12 protein-coding genes, 1 pseudogene and 1 riboswitch are annotated in these 15,257 nt (G+C 54.3%); all 13 genes and pseudogenes read right to left on the bottom strand.

Annotated elements, in window-relative coordinates:
• Window positions 1-97: 97 nt before the first annotated feature.
• Entirely contained in the window at window positions 98-550 is a 453-nt protein-coding gene (locus tag EJQ19_RS26695) for a GNAT family N-acetyltransferase (RefSeq protein WP_126144276.1), read from the bottom strand.
• A 5-nt stretch (window positions 551-555) separates the two neighbouring features.
• Window positions 556-855 (bottom strand): hypothetical protein, encoded by a 300-nt coding sequence (locus EJQ19_RS26690; RefSeq protein WP_126144274.1) that lies wholly within the window; start codon window positions 853-855, stop codon window positions 556-558.
• A gap of 46 nt (window positions 856-901) precedes the next feature.
• Window positions 902-2,008, bottom strand: a complete 1,107-nt coding sequence (locus tag EJQ19_RS26685; protein ID WP_126144273.1) for a GNAT family N-acetyltransferase — start codon at window positions 2,006-2,008, stop codon at window positions 902-904.
• A gap of 47 nt (window positions 2,009-2,055) precedes the next feature.
• Window positions 2,056-2,135: riboswitch (ZMP/ZTP riboswitch) on the bottom strand.
• 49 nt (window positions 2,136-2,184) lie between these two features.
• Window positions 2,185-2,919 (bottom strand): class I SAM-dependent methyltransferase, encoded by a 735-nt coding sequence (locus EJQ19_RS26680; RefSeq protein WP_126144275.1) that lies wholly within the window; start codon window positions 2,917-2,919, stop codon window positions 2,185-2,187.
• A gap of 245 nt (window positions 2,920-3,164) precedes the next feature.
• A complete protein-coding gene (locus EJQ19_RS26675) occupies window positions 3,165-5,714 on the bottom strand; it encodes a CBM96 family carbohydrate-binding protein (RefSeq protein WP_126144272.1) in 2,550 nt (849 codons plus the stop codon).
• Between the two features lie 41 nt (window positions 5,715-5,755).
• Window positions 5,756-6,442 (bottom strand): hypothetical protein, encoded by a 687-nt coding sequence (locus EJQ19_RS26670; protein ID WP_126144271.1) that lies wholly within the window; start codon window positions 6,440-6,442, stop codon window positions 5,756-5,758.
• A gap of 80 nt (window positions 6,443-6,522) precedes the next feature.
• The gene (locus EJQ19_RS26665) at window positions 6,523-7,890 is read right to left on the bottom strand and encodes an ABC transporter substrate-binding protein (protein WP_126144270.1); all 1,368 of its coding nucleotides are present in this window, start codon (window positions 7,888-7,890) and stop codon (window positions 6,523-6,525) included.
• 102 nt (window positions 7,891-7,992) lie between these two features.
• Complete coding sequence (locus EJQ19_RS26660) at window positions 7,993-8,829, bottom strand: carbohydrate ABC transporter permease (RefSeq protein WP_126144269.1); 837 nt, start codon at window positions 8,827-8,829, stop codon at window positions 7,993-7,995.
• A 15-nt stretch (window positions 8,830-8,844) separates the two neighbouring features.
• On the bottom strand, window positions 8,845-9,786 hold the full coding sequence (locus EJQ19_RS26655; RefSeq protein WP_241243098.1) for a carbohydrate ABC transporter permease: 942 nt from the start codon (window positions 9,784-9,786) through the stop codon (window positions 8,845-8,847).
• A gap of 101 nt (window positions 9,787-9,887) precedes the next feature.
• Complete coding sequence (locus tag EJQ19_RS26650; RefSeq protein WP_126144267.1) at window positions 9,888-11,453, bottom strand: response regulator; 1,566 nt, start codon at window positions 11,451-11,453, stop codon at window positions 9,888-9,890.
• Window positions 11,431-13,179 carry a sensor histidine kinase gene (locus EJQ19_RS26645; protein WP_126144266.1) on the bottom strand — a complete coding sequence of 583 codons (1,749 nt, stop codon included), beginning with the start codon at window positions 13,177-13,179 and terminating at the stop codon, window positions 11,431-11,433. Before EJQ19_RS26645 ends, EJQ19_RS26650 begins: the two co-directional genes overlap by 23 nt.
• A 233-nt stretch (window positions 13,180-13,412) precedes the next feature.
• On the bottom strand, window positions 13,413-14,912 hold the full coding sequence (locus EJQ19_RS26640; RefSeq protein WP_126144265.1) for a glycoside hydrolase family 32 protein: 1,500 nt from the start codon (window positions 14,910-14,912) through the stop codon (window positions 13,413-13,415).
• Window positions 14,909-15,257: pseudogene (locus EJQ19_RS26635) on the bottom strand (hypothetical protein); the annotation flags it as partial. The pseudogene EJQ19_RS26635 and the gene EJQ19_RS26640, both read right to left, overlap by 4 nt.

Raw genomic sequence — 15,257 nt, 5'->3', positions numbered from 1 at the left:
AGAACCTCATCCTCCACTTTGAAGTGGAATTTGAGGTTCATTTGCTTGTAAAATGGGACGTTCCCTTGTCATGCGAACACTTTTGGGACAGCCCCCGTTACAACGCCATAGCCAAGCGAATCATGTCCCGGCACCACAAGCCGTTCTCATATATGGCCTCCGGGTAGTGCCGAACGAAAAAATCCGGCTCCACCCCAACGATCCGAAAACCACATTTCTGATACAGCGCGAGCTGGCTGAGGCTTGAATTGCCGGTGCCGATTTCCAGCTGCACGTACCCCCGCTCCCGCGCCGTCTCCACCGCGTGCCGGACAAGCTGCTTCCCGATGCCCTGTCCTTGCAGCTCCTCCGCGACGGCGATGTTCTTAATCTCCGCAGTCCCCGGCCCTGTCGGGACAAGCACATAGACGCCGATGACCTCCCCGCCCAGCTCAGCAACAAAGCACTCGCCGCGGGCCAAGTACGCTTCCACCAGCGCCCACGACGGATCCGCCGAGAGCAGAAGGGACACCGGATGCGCTTCCTCCCCGCGCTTAGGTCGAATAATCAGCTCGCTCAACCTTCCGCCACATCCGCCATCAGATCGCTGGCGACTTCCAGCATTTTGGGAATGACCGCTTCGTTGGTGCCGGAGACGTAGAGATCGCCCTGATAATGGCGAAACGGGATTTGCACGCCGCCCACGCTCCACATGAAGAAGTCCCCCTCGATCGACATCGTTGTCTCACCACGCACGGTAAACACAGGGGTATACGTGAAATCCGTTTTATCTGCAAAATACTGCTTGCACTCTTCCAGCGAGATCGCCGGGCTGTTTTTCTGAAAAGACCGCGTAATGCGGTAACGTTGACTCATCTTGGCTTGCCTCCAGTTGTGATCAAATACTTTTACAATACCATGCTCAGGATCGTTTTGCATCCGTCTGCACGCCGCCAACCGATCGTTCATACAAATGTGCAGCCCAGCCCTGACCGTCATAGCGACCGCAGAAGGCAAAACCCTGCCGCACATAATACCGATTAAGCGCAGGATTATCGCCCATGCAATCGAGACGCAGCCGTGTTTTGCCCCGATCGCCCACGTACCCCTCCGCCCAGTTGATGAGTCGGGTGCCAATGCCCATGCTTTGGCATTCACGGGAAACAGCAAACTTGTGGAAATACCCGGCTTCTTCACTGTTAAGCTCTCCCCAAATCTCCTCATACCCCCATTGTACGGCAAAACATCCCACTGTCCGGCCGTTCATCGACGCCACGAACATCTCAGATTTCTGCATCCATTCAGCAACATACTCCCCCGTAAACCTTTCCTCCCGCCATTGCAGAAGGCCGACCTCTTGCCGAATCCACTGCGCCGCACCGACCAAAAGCCCTCGTATCGCCTCCACATCCTCCGTCCCGGCTCTGCGAATATCCAGCTCGGCGTGCCAAGCATACTCCAGCCGTGAAGCGACCTCCGTTGCCCGCGCTTCGCCGCACAGTCTAGCCACGACATGCAGCGCAGCGTCGAACCCGGACGTCACGCCGCCGGACGTCACGATCCGGCCGTTATCTACATACCGGACGTCCTCGACGACCGTGGTATCTTGCGACGAAACCATGCTCCGCAATAACTCATACGCCGTGCGGTTCGTCGTCACCCGCAGCCCCTCCAGCAATCCAGCCTGCGCCAGCAGCAGCGCACCGGTGCATACGGACAGCACCAGCTCCGCCTTGACCGCCGCTTCGCGAATCCAGGCAATCAACCGCTCATTGGCGATTTCCGTCCGCGATCCCAGTCCTCCGGGCACGATGAGAATATCCGCCGTCGGGCATTGCTCGAAGCCATACCGGGGCGTAATCGTGATGCCGCTGACAGTCGTCACTGGAGTTCCTTTTTCCGATACCGTCCCCACACGAAAATCCCCGCCCACAGAACCGGCAACTCCAAACACATCATGCGGCCCTGTAAAATCCAGCGTATCCACCTTATCGTACAGCACCACGACAACCTGCCTTACCTTCTTCATCGCAATCCCTCCGTGAATGAAAAAGAGCATCTGACCCATTGGATCAAACGCTCTGCCCAGGCGATCGGCTGCATGACGCATGTGCTCCCCCGTAGTCCTCTACGTTTCGCCAGTTACACATGCCAGAATTTTCCTTTATTATACATCAGCTAAAAAGGAACGTCCAGATGCAAGCGCTAATCCTTGACCGCCGCCAACAAAAGAAAAATCGGACGCCTCGCCTCGTCCCGCATCTCAGCCGACGCCGCCATCGCTTCCTCCGTGGGCTGCGGCTCCGCCACCTGCGCAATGCGGAAGCCGGCTCCGATCAGCGCGTTCATGTACGTCGCCACCGTACGGTGGTACTTCACGACGTCACTGCCCAGAAACCGCGCGTTGCGCAGCCCCTCCTGCTGGTAGTCGTCGACCGGCCAGTGGAGCCGTTCGCCCCCCGTGCCGTAGTGCCAGTCCTGCGCAGCGCGCGACGTGAACACCGGATGCTCGACGGACAGCACGAAGGAGCCTCCCGCCGAGAGGGCTTCATGGACTTTGCAGCATACCAGGCCGAAGTCCTCCACATAGTGCAGCGCCAGCGAACTAAGCACGACGTCGAACTCGCCTCCAGCAAAGGTGCTGTCTTCAATAGCGAGCTTGCAGTACCGAATTGCAGGCCCGCTGTGGTGCTCGCGAGCGTAGCTCAGCATTTTCTCCGAAAGGTCGATCCCCAGGACGGACTCGGCTCCCTGCTCGCTAGCATACTGGCAGTGCCATCCGTAGCCGCAGCCGAGATCGAGCACCCGCTTGCCCCGCAAATCTGGCAACATCGCGCGGAGCACAGGCCATTCTCCCGCCGCTTGAAGGCCTCCGGCCGAGCGCGGCATTTCGCTGTATTTTTCAAAAAACGCTGGATCGTCGTACATGTTCTGCTTCATATTCGAAATCACTCCTCCTGGGTTCTGACTGCTTTCCTCATTGTATCAATAAATGCACATAGCCTTAATTGAAAGATTCAATATAATTAAATCATCCCTGTGCTCAGCGGACATAGCTTAGCTTTGTCTGGCAACGCTCTGCCAAATGGACCTATTGAGCGTAAGCAATGTGGCTCCGATATGCGCTTCTCTACAAACGAAGCCCTCTCTCTTGCCTGAGCAAGAGGAGGGCTGTTTCCTATCTTTTAAGGCGTAATCATCAGTACCGGTCGCAAGCTCTCCGTTGCATTCTCGCTGGAGCCGTAGGCCACGTTGCCGTTCGCCCCCGCAGCGGAAATGCTGTACACGCGAATGGACAGCTTCTTGCCGCTCGCCATCGCTGCTTGCACCTGCGACGTCACGTTGATCGTAATCGGCGTACCGGCCACTAAGGTATACGTACCGAGCACGGTGCTTGACGCCGGCTTCGTATTCCAGGTGATGGCGCCCTCCGTCCACGTATTGTCGCTGACGAGCGCGACTACGTTCTGAAGGCCTGCGGAAGCCACGGTGACCGGCGTCAGCTTGATTGAGGCGGCTGACACTGTGCCGGTATAACTGCCGAAGTCGAACTTCACAAAGCTTTCCCGCGCATAGGAGGTCGCATCGTTCTTCGTATCTAAGGTCGTCGAGGTTGTGCCCGACTGATTCGTTCCGGCATAGCTGCCGTCGCGGACCGTGGCATCGTCCACAGCCGTCAGCCCGCTGATTTGCAGCTTCGGTCTCAAGCTCGTATTCGCGTTCTCACTAGACGCATAAAGTACATACGAGCTAGAGCTCGCTGGCCCCGGGCTGTACACGCGTAGGGAAAGCTTTTTGCTGCCAGCCGCAAGCGCAGCTTGCACTTGCGCAGTGACATCCAGCGTTACCGGCGTACCGCTTGTCACCGTATACGTGCCCAGAACTGCGCTGGAGGCCGGTTTGTTATTCCAAGTAATGGTGCTCTCGCTCCAGCTGTTGTCGGCGACGAGCGCAGCAATGTTCTGAAGACCCGACGTACCGGTCTCGGTTGGACTCAGCGTCACCGTCGCATTGGAAATCACTCCGCCGGCGTAATCGCTATAGTCAAATTTGAAATAGGCATCCCGAGTATAGCCCGTTGTATCGCTCTTCACGCTAAGCACATCGTCCGTGGTTCCGTTCTGATTTATACTGGCGTAACTGCCATCCCGAACGATGCTGTCATCCGATGCCGTCCAGACGCCCGCTGTCGTGGTTGGCACACCTGCGCCATTATACGCCCCGCGGTTTGGAGCCGCCGAAGCCGAAACGGCGTTGCCCCAGTAGTCTCTTCCTCCGTTGCCGGTAATCAAAGTACCCGTGCCCAGCGCAGGCGACCCAACTGCCAGCTTATAGCCGTCTACGGCATTTCGTCCAATGCCGCCCGTGCCCGGTGCGACAAGCAGCGGATCGGTCGTGATTTTATGCGCATCCGCCGGTTCGCTCGCCGGATGGTTCCCATAGAAAACGTTGTAGTCATAAACGTCATTGCTTTTGACCGAATAACCGCCGCTGCCATAGTTGTAAATAATGTTATTCCGAACAGACAGCGGATTGCTGCCGGCTACGTAGGCTGTAAAGTTCGTTGAATCTCCGCTTCCAATATAGAACGTGTTGTTATAAATTTGCGCATTGAGAGGCGTATAATCGTTGTTAAATTGAAAAGTACGCGTGTGGTCGTTCTGGCTGATATTGTAACGGACAACCATGTTATCATTCTTAATCGCGCCGACCCCCATCACAAGCAGGAATCCGCCTTCGTTATCATGGCTGTAATTGTACTGAACGGTGCAGCCGGTCAAGTTATAGTCGCAGTCGAACCCTTGGCCGTCATTGGTCGTCTTCGTGTTGTACGCCTCGTTGAATTGCATCACTGGGCGCGTACTGTTAATCGGCCAGATGGCGACGTCATAATGCGTATCCCGCGCATGCGCCGTGTTCACAACATTGTACTCGATCAAGCCGTCAATCGAAGCCCGCATGACAATGCCGTCGCCGCCAATATCGTTCAGCTGGTTGCCCCGAATGACAAGCTGGGTGAACGGCTCAAAATTGCCCAAGCCGTCATTGTTCCCCCACGAGCTGCCTGTGCTAATACCCGTGCGGTCTGCGCGTTCGACCGTGTTGCCCTCGATCAGCACATCATCCCATTTGGTGCGCACCGCCGTACCGGAGACCATTACAAAAATGCCGCCAGTCGTTTTGAGCGCATCGGTATTCGTTCCGGTGATGTCGTGAATGTACATATTTTTAATATAAAAATGGTGATACGTGCCCACATCCTGCGCTTCCACCTTCACCCCATAGCGATCCCCAGCGGAACCGGCCATGTTCGTCACTTCTAAGTTGTTCACTTCCCAATACTGTTGGTTGTAAAAATACACCGCAGCCCCTGTCAAACCGTCCCCGTTAATAATCGGCTTGCTGCCTGTGCCATACTTGTCGATGACGATCGGAGCACCGGATGCGCCGGACCCCAGCGGGTGCAGCTGTCCGCTCCAGACGGAGCCGGACTTGAACAATATCGAATCGCCCGGCTGGAACGTCGTCGCGTTCACTTTCGCCAGCGTTTTCCAAGGCGTGCTGCTGCTCGTGCCATTATTGCTGTCGTTCCCGCTGACGGAATCGATGTAATACGTCGTGTTGTTTGCAAACGCTTTCGAAGGTGCCAAAGGTAATAACAGCATAGATACAACCAGTACCACAGCCAAAAGTCCTACAGGCAGCCGAGTCCATTGCGCATAAACTTGTTTCATAACGATTCTCCTTATAGTTGGAATAGAAAACCTAGTCTTGTTTACTGCATCATGATGCGCGCTAAGCTCGGTTCGTCCACCACCACCTTTACCGATTCAAGTTCTTGCTTCACAAGCAGCGCATACCGTTCATCCAGCAGCTTACGGTCGGCAAACGGTCCCTCCGCCTCATTGATCGTATCCTTGATCCGCGGATCCAAATTGGACACAAGATACGTATAGTAGCCCCATGCGTCATATTGCTGCGGCCCATAAATGACAAGCTGCTGACGCAGCGCTTCTTTTCTTCGCTGATTCTCTTTCGTCAAGGCTTCGAGAAATGCCGGATACCCCGGATCCTTGAGCAGCCCTCGCTTCTGGGCCATCAGCTGCTTCACTTTGACTTCCTTCAGCTTGTCCAGTGCGAGTTGTTTTGCCTTCACAAGAGGCACTTCGCCGCCATAAGCCTCCGTCCAGAAGCCCTGCGAAACTTCGGCTTTGTACGTCGTCTGGAAATAGCTCGCAACCTGCGCTTTCACACTTTGAAGAAAAAGCTGGAACTCCCGCTCGTCAACGACCGCCCCGTTAATGACAGCGACCGTCTTCGCTTCTTGGCTCACCACCTGCCTGCTTTGCTGATTAGCGGCGTCTGCCTGCTCCTCCCGCAGCCATAATACACTGCTGACCCCGGCAAGGGTTAGGAGCATTGCAATTGTCCATACGCGCTTCCCATGCTTGACTGGCTTCACTGGCTTCCCTCCTGTCCCTTTCCTACAAAGAGAGGGCTATCGGAACTTCCCTCTGCTCCAATAACCCTCTTTTTCATGCCTTACTTCGTGTTCTGCTTGATAATCTTATCCGCTTCTTCCATCATGAACTTTTGCGCGTCCTCAGCGGACTTGTTATCCAGAATGAACGTGGAGAAGCCGTTCTCCAGCACTTTTTTCAGTTGATTTTGGTATGGAGCGGATACTTCTGTTGTCGCATTCGTACGCATCCTTTTATCCGACAGTACCGCCGAAAGCGAATCTAGATCGACGAGATCCTTGCTTGCACCGTACAGACGCTCCAGCAGCGCTTTCGTATCGGACTTTTTCCAACCGGACAGGTCATATCTCGTGTTATTCTCCGTGGACATAAAGCGAACAAACTTATACGCTTCTTCCTTGTACTTCGAGTTGTTCGCAATGGCAACGAAGGAGGCGCCGAAGTTGCTTAGACCCGGTTCAACATTCTTTGAAGAGCGAGGCATCGGTGCAAATACTGTCTTGAACGTATGCGGGTTCTTTGCTTTGTCTGCCAACGCGGAGACCAGAAACGTCGCGCTCAGCAGCATGGACGTTTTGCCGTTAATAAACTCCGTCGCATAGCTCAGCTTGCCGCCGACGACATCCGAATACGGTTTAATGGATTTGTCGTCTTTTTCCATCGCTCTGCGCAGGTTGAAGAAGTAGGCGAACGAAGGATCATTGAAACCTGGCTTTAGGTCTGCGGTTAAATACGGGTTCTTCAAATCTGTGTACGCAATCGGGTTCGCATATTCGCCCCACGTGTGGAAGTACGCACCGTAACGCTTGTCATTGCCTTCGCCTTTGGTCAGCTTCTTCGCATAATCACGGAAGTCGTCCCAAGTCCAGTCGTAGGCCGGCGGCTTCAATCCCGCATCTTTCAAGGCATCCTCGTTCAGCATAACCAGCCAATCCGATGCCGTGTACATCGTTGCGTAATAATTGCCTTTATACTTCGGGTTAATGAAATACTCCTCGTCCGGATTTACATTATCCTTCTTGTACAAATCATTGAGCGGAGCGAGAACCCCTTGTGCCGCACGTGCCATGGTTTCATCGATGTTCGAGTAGAGCACGACATCGACCTGTTCGCCGGACGTCATCATGACATCGAGTTTTTTCATCGATTCCACGGAGTTGCTCGGAACTAGCGGAATGGACTCGACCTTGATGTTCGGGTACTTCGCTTGGAAGTCGTCGATCAGCTTTTTCGTAGCCGGACCGGTTGTCTCGTTATCCCAGTTGTAGTACTTAATGGTCACCGGCTTTGCCGCCGGAGTTGCGGCCGCTGCCGATGCCGCTGCAGAGGGTGATGCCCCGCTTTTATTATCCGTGCCCGCTCCACAGCCCCCAAGCACCGTTAAAGCGATCATTGCGCTGCTAAGTACAATCGCACCTTGTTTTTTCACTTCAATTCCCCCTGATCAAATGTTGGTTACAGATCAAATTGTATCTCGCTGTGAAGCGTTCGCATGTGAACGATTTTTTCCTTTTTGTGCGTTCTTTTGACTTTACCCTTTCACACCGCCGAGCGATATGCCCTGGATAACCTGCTTCTGCAGCACGATAAATACGAAGAACAGCGGCACGATCGCTGACAGCGACGCCATCATCAGCAAGGAATAGTTATCGGCGAACTCCGTTTTGAACAATTGCAGGCCCAGCGGAATCGGATACAATTTGCGGCTAATCAGGAAAATGAGCGGCCCTTGGTAATCATTCCAGCTCCAAATGAACTTGATGATGCCGACAGTCGCTAGAATTGGCTTGGAGAGCGGAAGCATAATTCCCCAGTACAGCCGCCAGTAGCCGGCGCCGTCCATTTTAGCCGCTTCGATGAAGTCTGTGTGAATGCTAAGCATGAACTGGCGCAGCAGGAACGTGAAGTAGATGGAGAACATGCCCATCAGAATGAGGCCGCTATGCGTATTGTACAGATGCAGCCATTTGAGCAGCAGATATCTCGGCACAAGCGTCGCTTCGCCTGGAATAATCATGAGCGACAGCAGCAGACCGAAGGTCAGGTTCTTCCCTTTGAACTGTAGCTTAGCGAGCGGGAAAGCCGACATCGATGAAATGATTAGCGAAAGCAGCGTCGTCAATACTGCCAGCTTTAACGAGTTCAAATAGAACCAACCGAACGGAACGCTGTCCATCCACACTTCTTTGAAATTATTAACGATATTCCACTTTTGCGGAATCCACTGGATCGGATACACCATAACATCCTTCTCGTACTTAGCCGCCGTAGAGAGCATCCAGAACAGCGGTGTCAAAAAAAGAATAGAAATAGCCCCCATGACGATCGTCGTGATCCATTTGACCAAGTTTTGCCGTTTGCGCGACATTCGTGTGCACCCTCTTTAATTGTTTTTCTGACGCTGGAATTTCCACGTAAGGAGCGTTAGCACACCGACGATGAGGAAAAGCAGCCAGGAGATCGCCGATGCATAGCCCATTCGGAAATTGCGGAAGCCTTCCTCGTAAATCCGATACACAAGCACCGTCGAAGATTCGTTCGGTCCGCCATCGGTCAGAAAAGCGATCAAATCGAACACCTTGAATGACGACATCAGCGTCGTAATGATCAGGAAGGAAAGTGTGGGACCGAGCATCGGCAGCGTAATGGCCCGAAACTGCTGAATCGGGCTCGCCCCGTCGATATTCGCCGCCTCGTACAGCTCCTCCGGAATGTTCGATAACCCGGCGATGAAAATAATGATCTGGTACCCGAGCGCCGCCCAGATGGCGATGATGATAATCGCTGTCAAGGAGTAATGCGTATCGGCCAGCCATTTCGGCGGCTCGGTGATGCCAAGGTTCATTAGGAACCGGTTAATCGGTCCTTGAGATGGATGGAACAAGGCGCTCCATACCGAGCCAAGCGCAACAATCGAGGAAATATACGGGACGAAGAATGCAACTTTAAAATAATCTTTGCCATGCACCCGCGAATGGATGACGACGGACAGCAGCAGCGCCAGAAAAATCCCGATCGGCACGACAAACAGTGTATACGTCATATTGTTTTTGAGCGCCATGAGGACTTTATTGTCCTCCAGCAGCAGCCGGTAATTTTCCAAGCCCGTCCATTTAATCGAGCCCAAGCCTCCGACCAAATTCCAGTCGCAGAAGCTTAAATACAGGGAGAAGAGAATCGGAAACACGCTTAACAGCACGATCCCCACGATCTCCGGAGCCAGAAACAGCCAGGCAGCCAGCGATTCTCTTCTATCATTGTTCCAATATTTTCGTCGGGTCTGCAAAGCCGTTGTACTGGCTTCACTCCTCCCTTTTGCCAACATCCTCATCGCCTCCGTCTGAAATGTTCATAGGTTAACTATAGGCCATGACAGCGGTCGGTGAAGCGTGCCGATTTTTACCCATTTGTGTACAATTTTTACGGTCAGCGGTAATCCTTTGGCGAGATGCCAACATACTTTTTGAAAATTTTGGAGAAGTACGTACGATCTGTATACCCCAGCTTTAAAGAGATGATTTCGATGTTCTCCTGCTTGCTCTTGAGCATGCGGCAGGCCAGCTTCATTTTGTATCGGTGCATGTAGTCAGTGAAATTCATACCCGTTTCCAGCTTAAAATAGCGGGAGAGGTAGCTCGCATTCAGATACAAATGCTGCGCCACATCAATTAGCGATAGCTGTTCCGATAAATGCTCGGAAATATACTGCTCGATCTGCTGAATCTTCGGCTTGCGGTCCAGCATCGGCAGCTTGGAGGCGAGCAGTTCCTGAATTTTCGCTTCGACTAGCTGCATCGTATCATCTAGCCGGCTCGTGTGAATCAGACACTCATGGAACGCATTGTCACTATTGCGCTGATCCTCCAGTTCCAATACCCTCAGCCACTGGGATAGCCGGGCTCTCAGCTCCTCCGGCTCTAGCCGTGTGCTCGTTGCCTTTCTCTTAATATCGCCGATTCGTGTCTGAATCTCCGTATCGTCCTGCTCCTTCACCGCCTTACGAATCCCCTCCAGCTCCTCACCTACGGCGCTCAACACGTCGATCCCCCAGAGTTTGCTTTCAAAATCCGGCATTCTGCTCAGGTGAACGCTCTCATAATACAGAGCCTGACGCCACATCTTGAGCTTCTTGTATTGCGTTTTGATGCTTGTCATGTCTTTAAATGGACCGCCATAGACGAGATAGACGTCCATGCCGAGAAACTCTTTAATTTTCTCATTCAGCGCCTGCAAATAGCGTTCAAACAACTCTAATCCCTTCACATTTAAGGAAGGCTGGTAGTTCGCCACGCATACAAAGCCCCCGTCGGGCTCGATGAACGTCGTCACTGAGATGGATTCCACCGGAATTTCACTCGAAATGTTGCTGATCGCATAGAGCAGCAAGTCCCGGTCTTCATACCGGTAGCGTTTGGTGAACGAGCTGTACGGCATGGAACCTAAAGCTAGAATAAATTGAGGGTGCTGCCAATCCACGCCCAAGCGCTCCCCATAGCGAAGCAACCCTTCGGCAGAAGCAGATGTCACCACTTGTTGAAAAAATTGCTGCTTCAGCACTTCCCGGTTTTTGAGCAGATCCTGCTTGTACGCCAGCTCGCTGCGGCTCTCTCGTTCCTCGTGAAGGGAGGCCGTCGCTTTGCGCAGCGAAGCCACCAACTGCTCCGACGTCAGCTCATCCTTCAGCAAATAATCGTACGCATCCAGCTGGACCGCCTTGCGGGCATAATGGAAATCTTCGTGGCACGTTAGAAAAATAACCCCAATTCCTGGATACAGCCGCTTGCACTCCTGAGCAAGCTCGAGGCCGTTCATGCCCGGCATGCCGATGTCCGTCAAAATCAGATCCGGCTCTGTTTCCCGCAGGAACTGCAAAGCCCGCTTCGCAGATTGAGCCTCCGCCACAACCTCCAGCCCCAACTCGCGCCAAGGAACCAGCTTGACCAAATATTTCAGCATCGGCACATCGTCATCAACGAGCATTACTCTCATCATGGGTTGTCATCCTTTCACTCGGAATCATTAGTCTTACGGTCAAACCGCCGGCCTTATTGGCAAGCAACTCCATGCTCGCCTCCGCGCCGTACGTCATGCGCATTCGCTTCAGCACGTTCACGATGCCCACACGCTGGGAGGACCCTGTCGAATCCAAATCCGAGCTCCCCAGCCAATCGTTCAACATGCAGCGCTTTTCCTCGTCCATGCCGTCCCCGTTATCCTTAATCTCTACGCGCAAGAAGCCCTCTTCCCGGCGTACGCTAAGCTCAATGCAGTGATTGTCCCCCTCCTCTGTAAAACCGTGCACGATCGCATTCTCGACAATCGGCTGCAACAGCAGTTTCGGAAGCTCCAGCTCAAGTTCACCTTCCGGCACATCGAAGACAAATGCCATCTGCCTGTCCGATCGCATTTGCATAATGTCCACATAGTGCGCCAGCAGCTTGCCTTCCAGACGAAACGTCGAGGACTCATTGAATTTCAAATACGCCCGGAGCAGGCTCATCAGAGAATCGATTTTTTGGCTGTGCTGCCAGTCGTCCTGGAGAACGAGGCTGCATTTAATGGAATTTAACGTGTTTAATAAAAAATGAGGCCGGATCTGCGCATAGAGTGTCTGCAGCTCGAGCACACGCTTCTGCTCCTGCTCCTGTTCAATGTCCGCAATCAGCGCGTTAATCTGGTCGAGCATATGGTTGAGCGTGCGGCCGAGCTCGGCAATTTCATCCCTTCCGTCCTCCTGGAAGCGGATATTGCGGTTGCCGTTGCCGAACTGTTTGACCCCGGCCTGAAGCCTGCGGATCGGGCGGTGCAATCTTTTGGCCATATAAAAAGAAAGCAGCAAAAAGATCACAAAGAATGGAATCGCAACAAGAACAGAAATATAAAACGTGCGGGAAATTTGCCCCGTCACTTCCTTCTTGGAATTCACATACTGGAGGGACCAGCCCGACTTCGGAATCGGCACTTCGTTCTTTACTTCAGCTTGCGACAGCACCGTTTCACTGCTTGCTTCGGACGGACCTGAAGCGATTCTGTCGCCATTCCCGTCGATCAGCGTCAGCTGGCCCGATGGAATCTGCCCGAACAATTTCTCAAAATAGCCGCTGGAAATAACAATGACGAGCGTCGCGAGATAGCGGTTGTCGACCGGGTCGCGGAGCGCTCTTGCGATAAAATAGTTATCCTGCAGCTGCTCGTCGGCTTGATCGTGGATCGTTCCCAGCCATTGCAGCACCTTGGGATTGTCCGGATTGACGCGGTCCTTGATGTGACGCCAGCTCTCCTCGATCTGCTGCGGGCTTAGCGTCCAATTCTCCAAGGACTCCACGATAAAATCGTTGTCGTTCGCGATAAACATGAACAGATCGGTATTCATCGTTTTAACGTTGATTTGTCCGAAAAAATCCTTAATCTGGTGATAGTTGCTATCGTCCTGCGAGCTCCGGATGCCATCGATTGTCCGAAATCCGCGCAGGGGCTCAAGTGCTTGCCGGTCCTGCACGAAGAAACTGGAAGCGTATGCAAGATCGTCGATCATTTTGCCAATATCCATGGCCACGACCTTCAGCACCGACTGGTTGCTGAGCTGGATTTTATCTTTTACGTTATTTTGCGTGATGGTGTAGCTGAGAAAGGATATGAAAATCGTCGGGAGAAGAATGAGCATTAAGAACGACACCTGGATGCGGGTGTAAAAGGAATAGCGGGGAAGATGGCGCATGGCACGACCTCTTTCGGTTCAAACGTAATGGCGTGAATCATTCATTACCTGTATCATAAGCGATTTTTGACAATTTGGGAGGTAGAGAGATTACATAAATGTGTAAAATTTTTACCTTGCGCGATACCTGACCGCTTCACGCCGAAAGGCTTATCGTCGTTTACCTAACCAGCTGTGCAAGAAATCGTCTCAACAATCGCAAAAAAGGGGAGCCTCAGCTCCCCTTTTCCTTATTACGGCGTCTCACCTGCGAGCCGCCACACGTCCAGGCTCTCCAGCAAGCATGCGCCGCCGCTGGCAAACAGCTTCACGCCGAGACTGTCCGGCGCGGGATAAATGCGGTTGGTGACGGTGCGTACGCCGTCACCAACGAACAGCTCGACCGAGGAACGGTCGAGGAAGATCTGCAGCTTGAGCCGCCCATCCGGCAGCGGCTCAAGCTGCACCTCGCACACGCCGGCATCCCCGGCGCCGGCGAGCGTGCGGTCGACACGAAGGGTGCGGTCCGCCATGGCGTACGCAACCTTCGTGTGCTCTGCGCCGTCTGCGGAGCAGCGCAGCTTCAACCCGAACTCGGCAGCGCCACCGGCTTGCCGCGTATCGAACACGGCGATGAGCTCCAGCGCATCGCCGTGAACCCCCGGCAGGCTGACTTCGTCGCCTGCCGCAACAAGCACGCCGGCGAAGCCGCGGTGCTCGCCGCGCAATGCGCGGAGCTCCGCCGCCGGCGTCATGCGCAGCGTGCCGTCCGCGGCCAGCGTCAGCTCGCGCGGCAGCGTGAACGCGCCCATCCAGCCGCGCTCCTGCTCCGGCATGCGCGCGCCCCAGATGTTCATCCAGCTCAGGAGGAGGCGTCGGCCATTGCCATCGACGAACGTCTGCGGAGCATAGAAGTCGAACCCGTAATCGAGTCGCTCCGCAAAGCGGGGCTCGAATCGGCCGTTCTCATGATCGAGCTTGCCGATCATGACCATCGTTTTCGTCGCGCCCATGTTCATCGGCGAGAAAATAAGCGCATGCTCGTCCCCTAGCGGGAACAAATCCGGACACTCCCACATATCCCCCATCGTGCCGTCGCTATCGGCAGCCACGCCAAGATAGCGCCACTCGCGCAAATCCGGCGAGGTGTACATCAACGCCTGACCGTTGCCGTCTTTGCCATAGCCGATGACCATGTACCAGACACCATCGTGCTGCCACACCTTCGGATCGCGAAACCCGAAACCACCTTCTTGCGGTGGGCCAGCGATGACCGGATTGTTCTCCGGCTTGCGGAACGTCACCCCGTCCGTGCTTGTCGCGAGGCACTGCACCTCTACCGGCGTGCGTCCATCGACGTGCCCGGTGTAAATTAGCGTGAGCACACCGTTATCGTCGACCGCGCTGCCCGACCAGCAGCCGTAGCCGCCGCTGTCGCCGGCATCATACGGCTCCGATGGCGCCAACGCAACCGGGAGGTGCTCCCAATTCACCAAATCACGGCTGACCGCGTGCCCCCAGTGCATCGGCCCCCAGGCCGACTCGTACGGATAGTGCTGATAAAAGGCGTGATACGCCCCCTTATAAAAAATGAGCCCATTCGGATCGTTCATCCACCCCGCCGGCGGCATCAAATGGTAGCGCAGTCGGTACGGGTCGTCCTGTACAGCAGCAGATTTCTCCGCCAACGCCGCATTCGCCTGACGAATCAACTCCTCATGTTTCTCGTGCCCACGCTCCTGAAAATTGCTCATCTCACTGCCTCCTTCTGCATCAAAATGTGAATCTCTTCCGCAGTCGCCAGCGCCGGAATCGCACCTTTGCGCGTCGTTGCCAGCGCGCCCGCCGCATTCGCGAAGCGGAGCGCAGCCCGCAGGTGTTCTTCGTCCCACATACGCAGGCGAGCTAAGGGAGGCAGGCTCTCGAGAACTTCCGGGATTTCCATGCTCCCCCTGGTGTCCGAGCTCTCCAAACTTGCCATGTTCCCCCAAGTCTCCGGACTCTCCGCACTTTCCAATTTATCCCATCTGTCCTTAATTTCCAGACTTACAAGGCTCTCCGAGCTCTCCAAACTTCCCAGGCTCTCTCGGACCACACAC

The sequence above is a fragment of the Paenibacillus whitsoniae genome, assembly GCF_003955665.1.
GTDB lineage: Bacteria > Bacillota > Bacilli > Paenibacillales > NBRC-103111 > Paenibacillus_E > Paenibacillus_E whitsoniae.
Note: the sequence above shows the minus strand (reverse complement) of the source record. Positions and strands in the feature narration are given on the sequence as shown.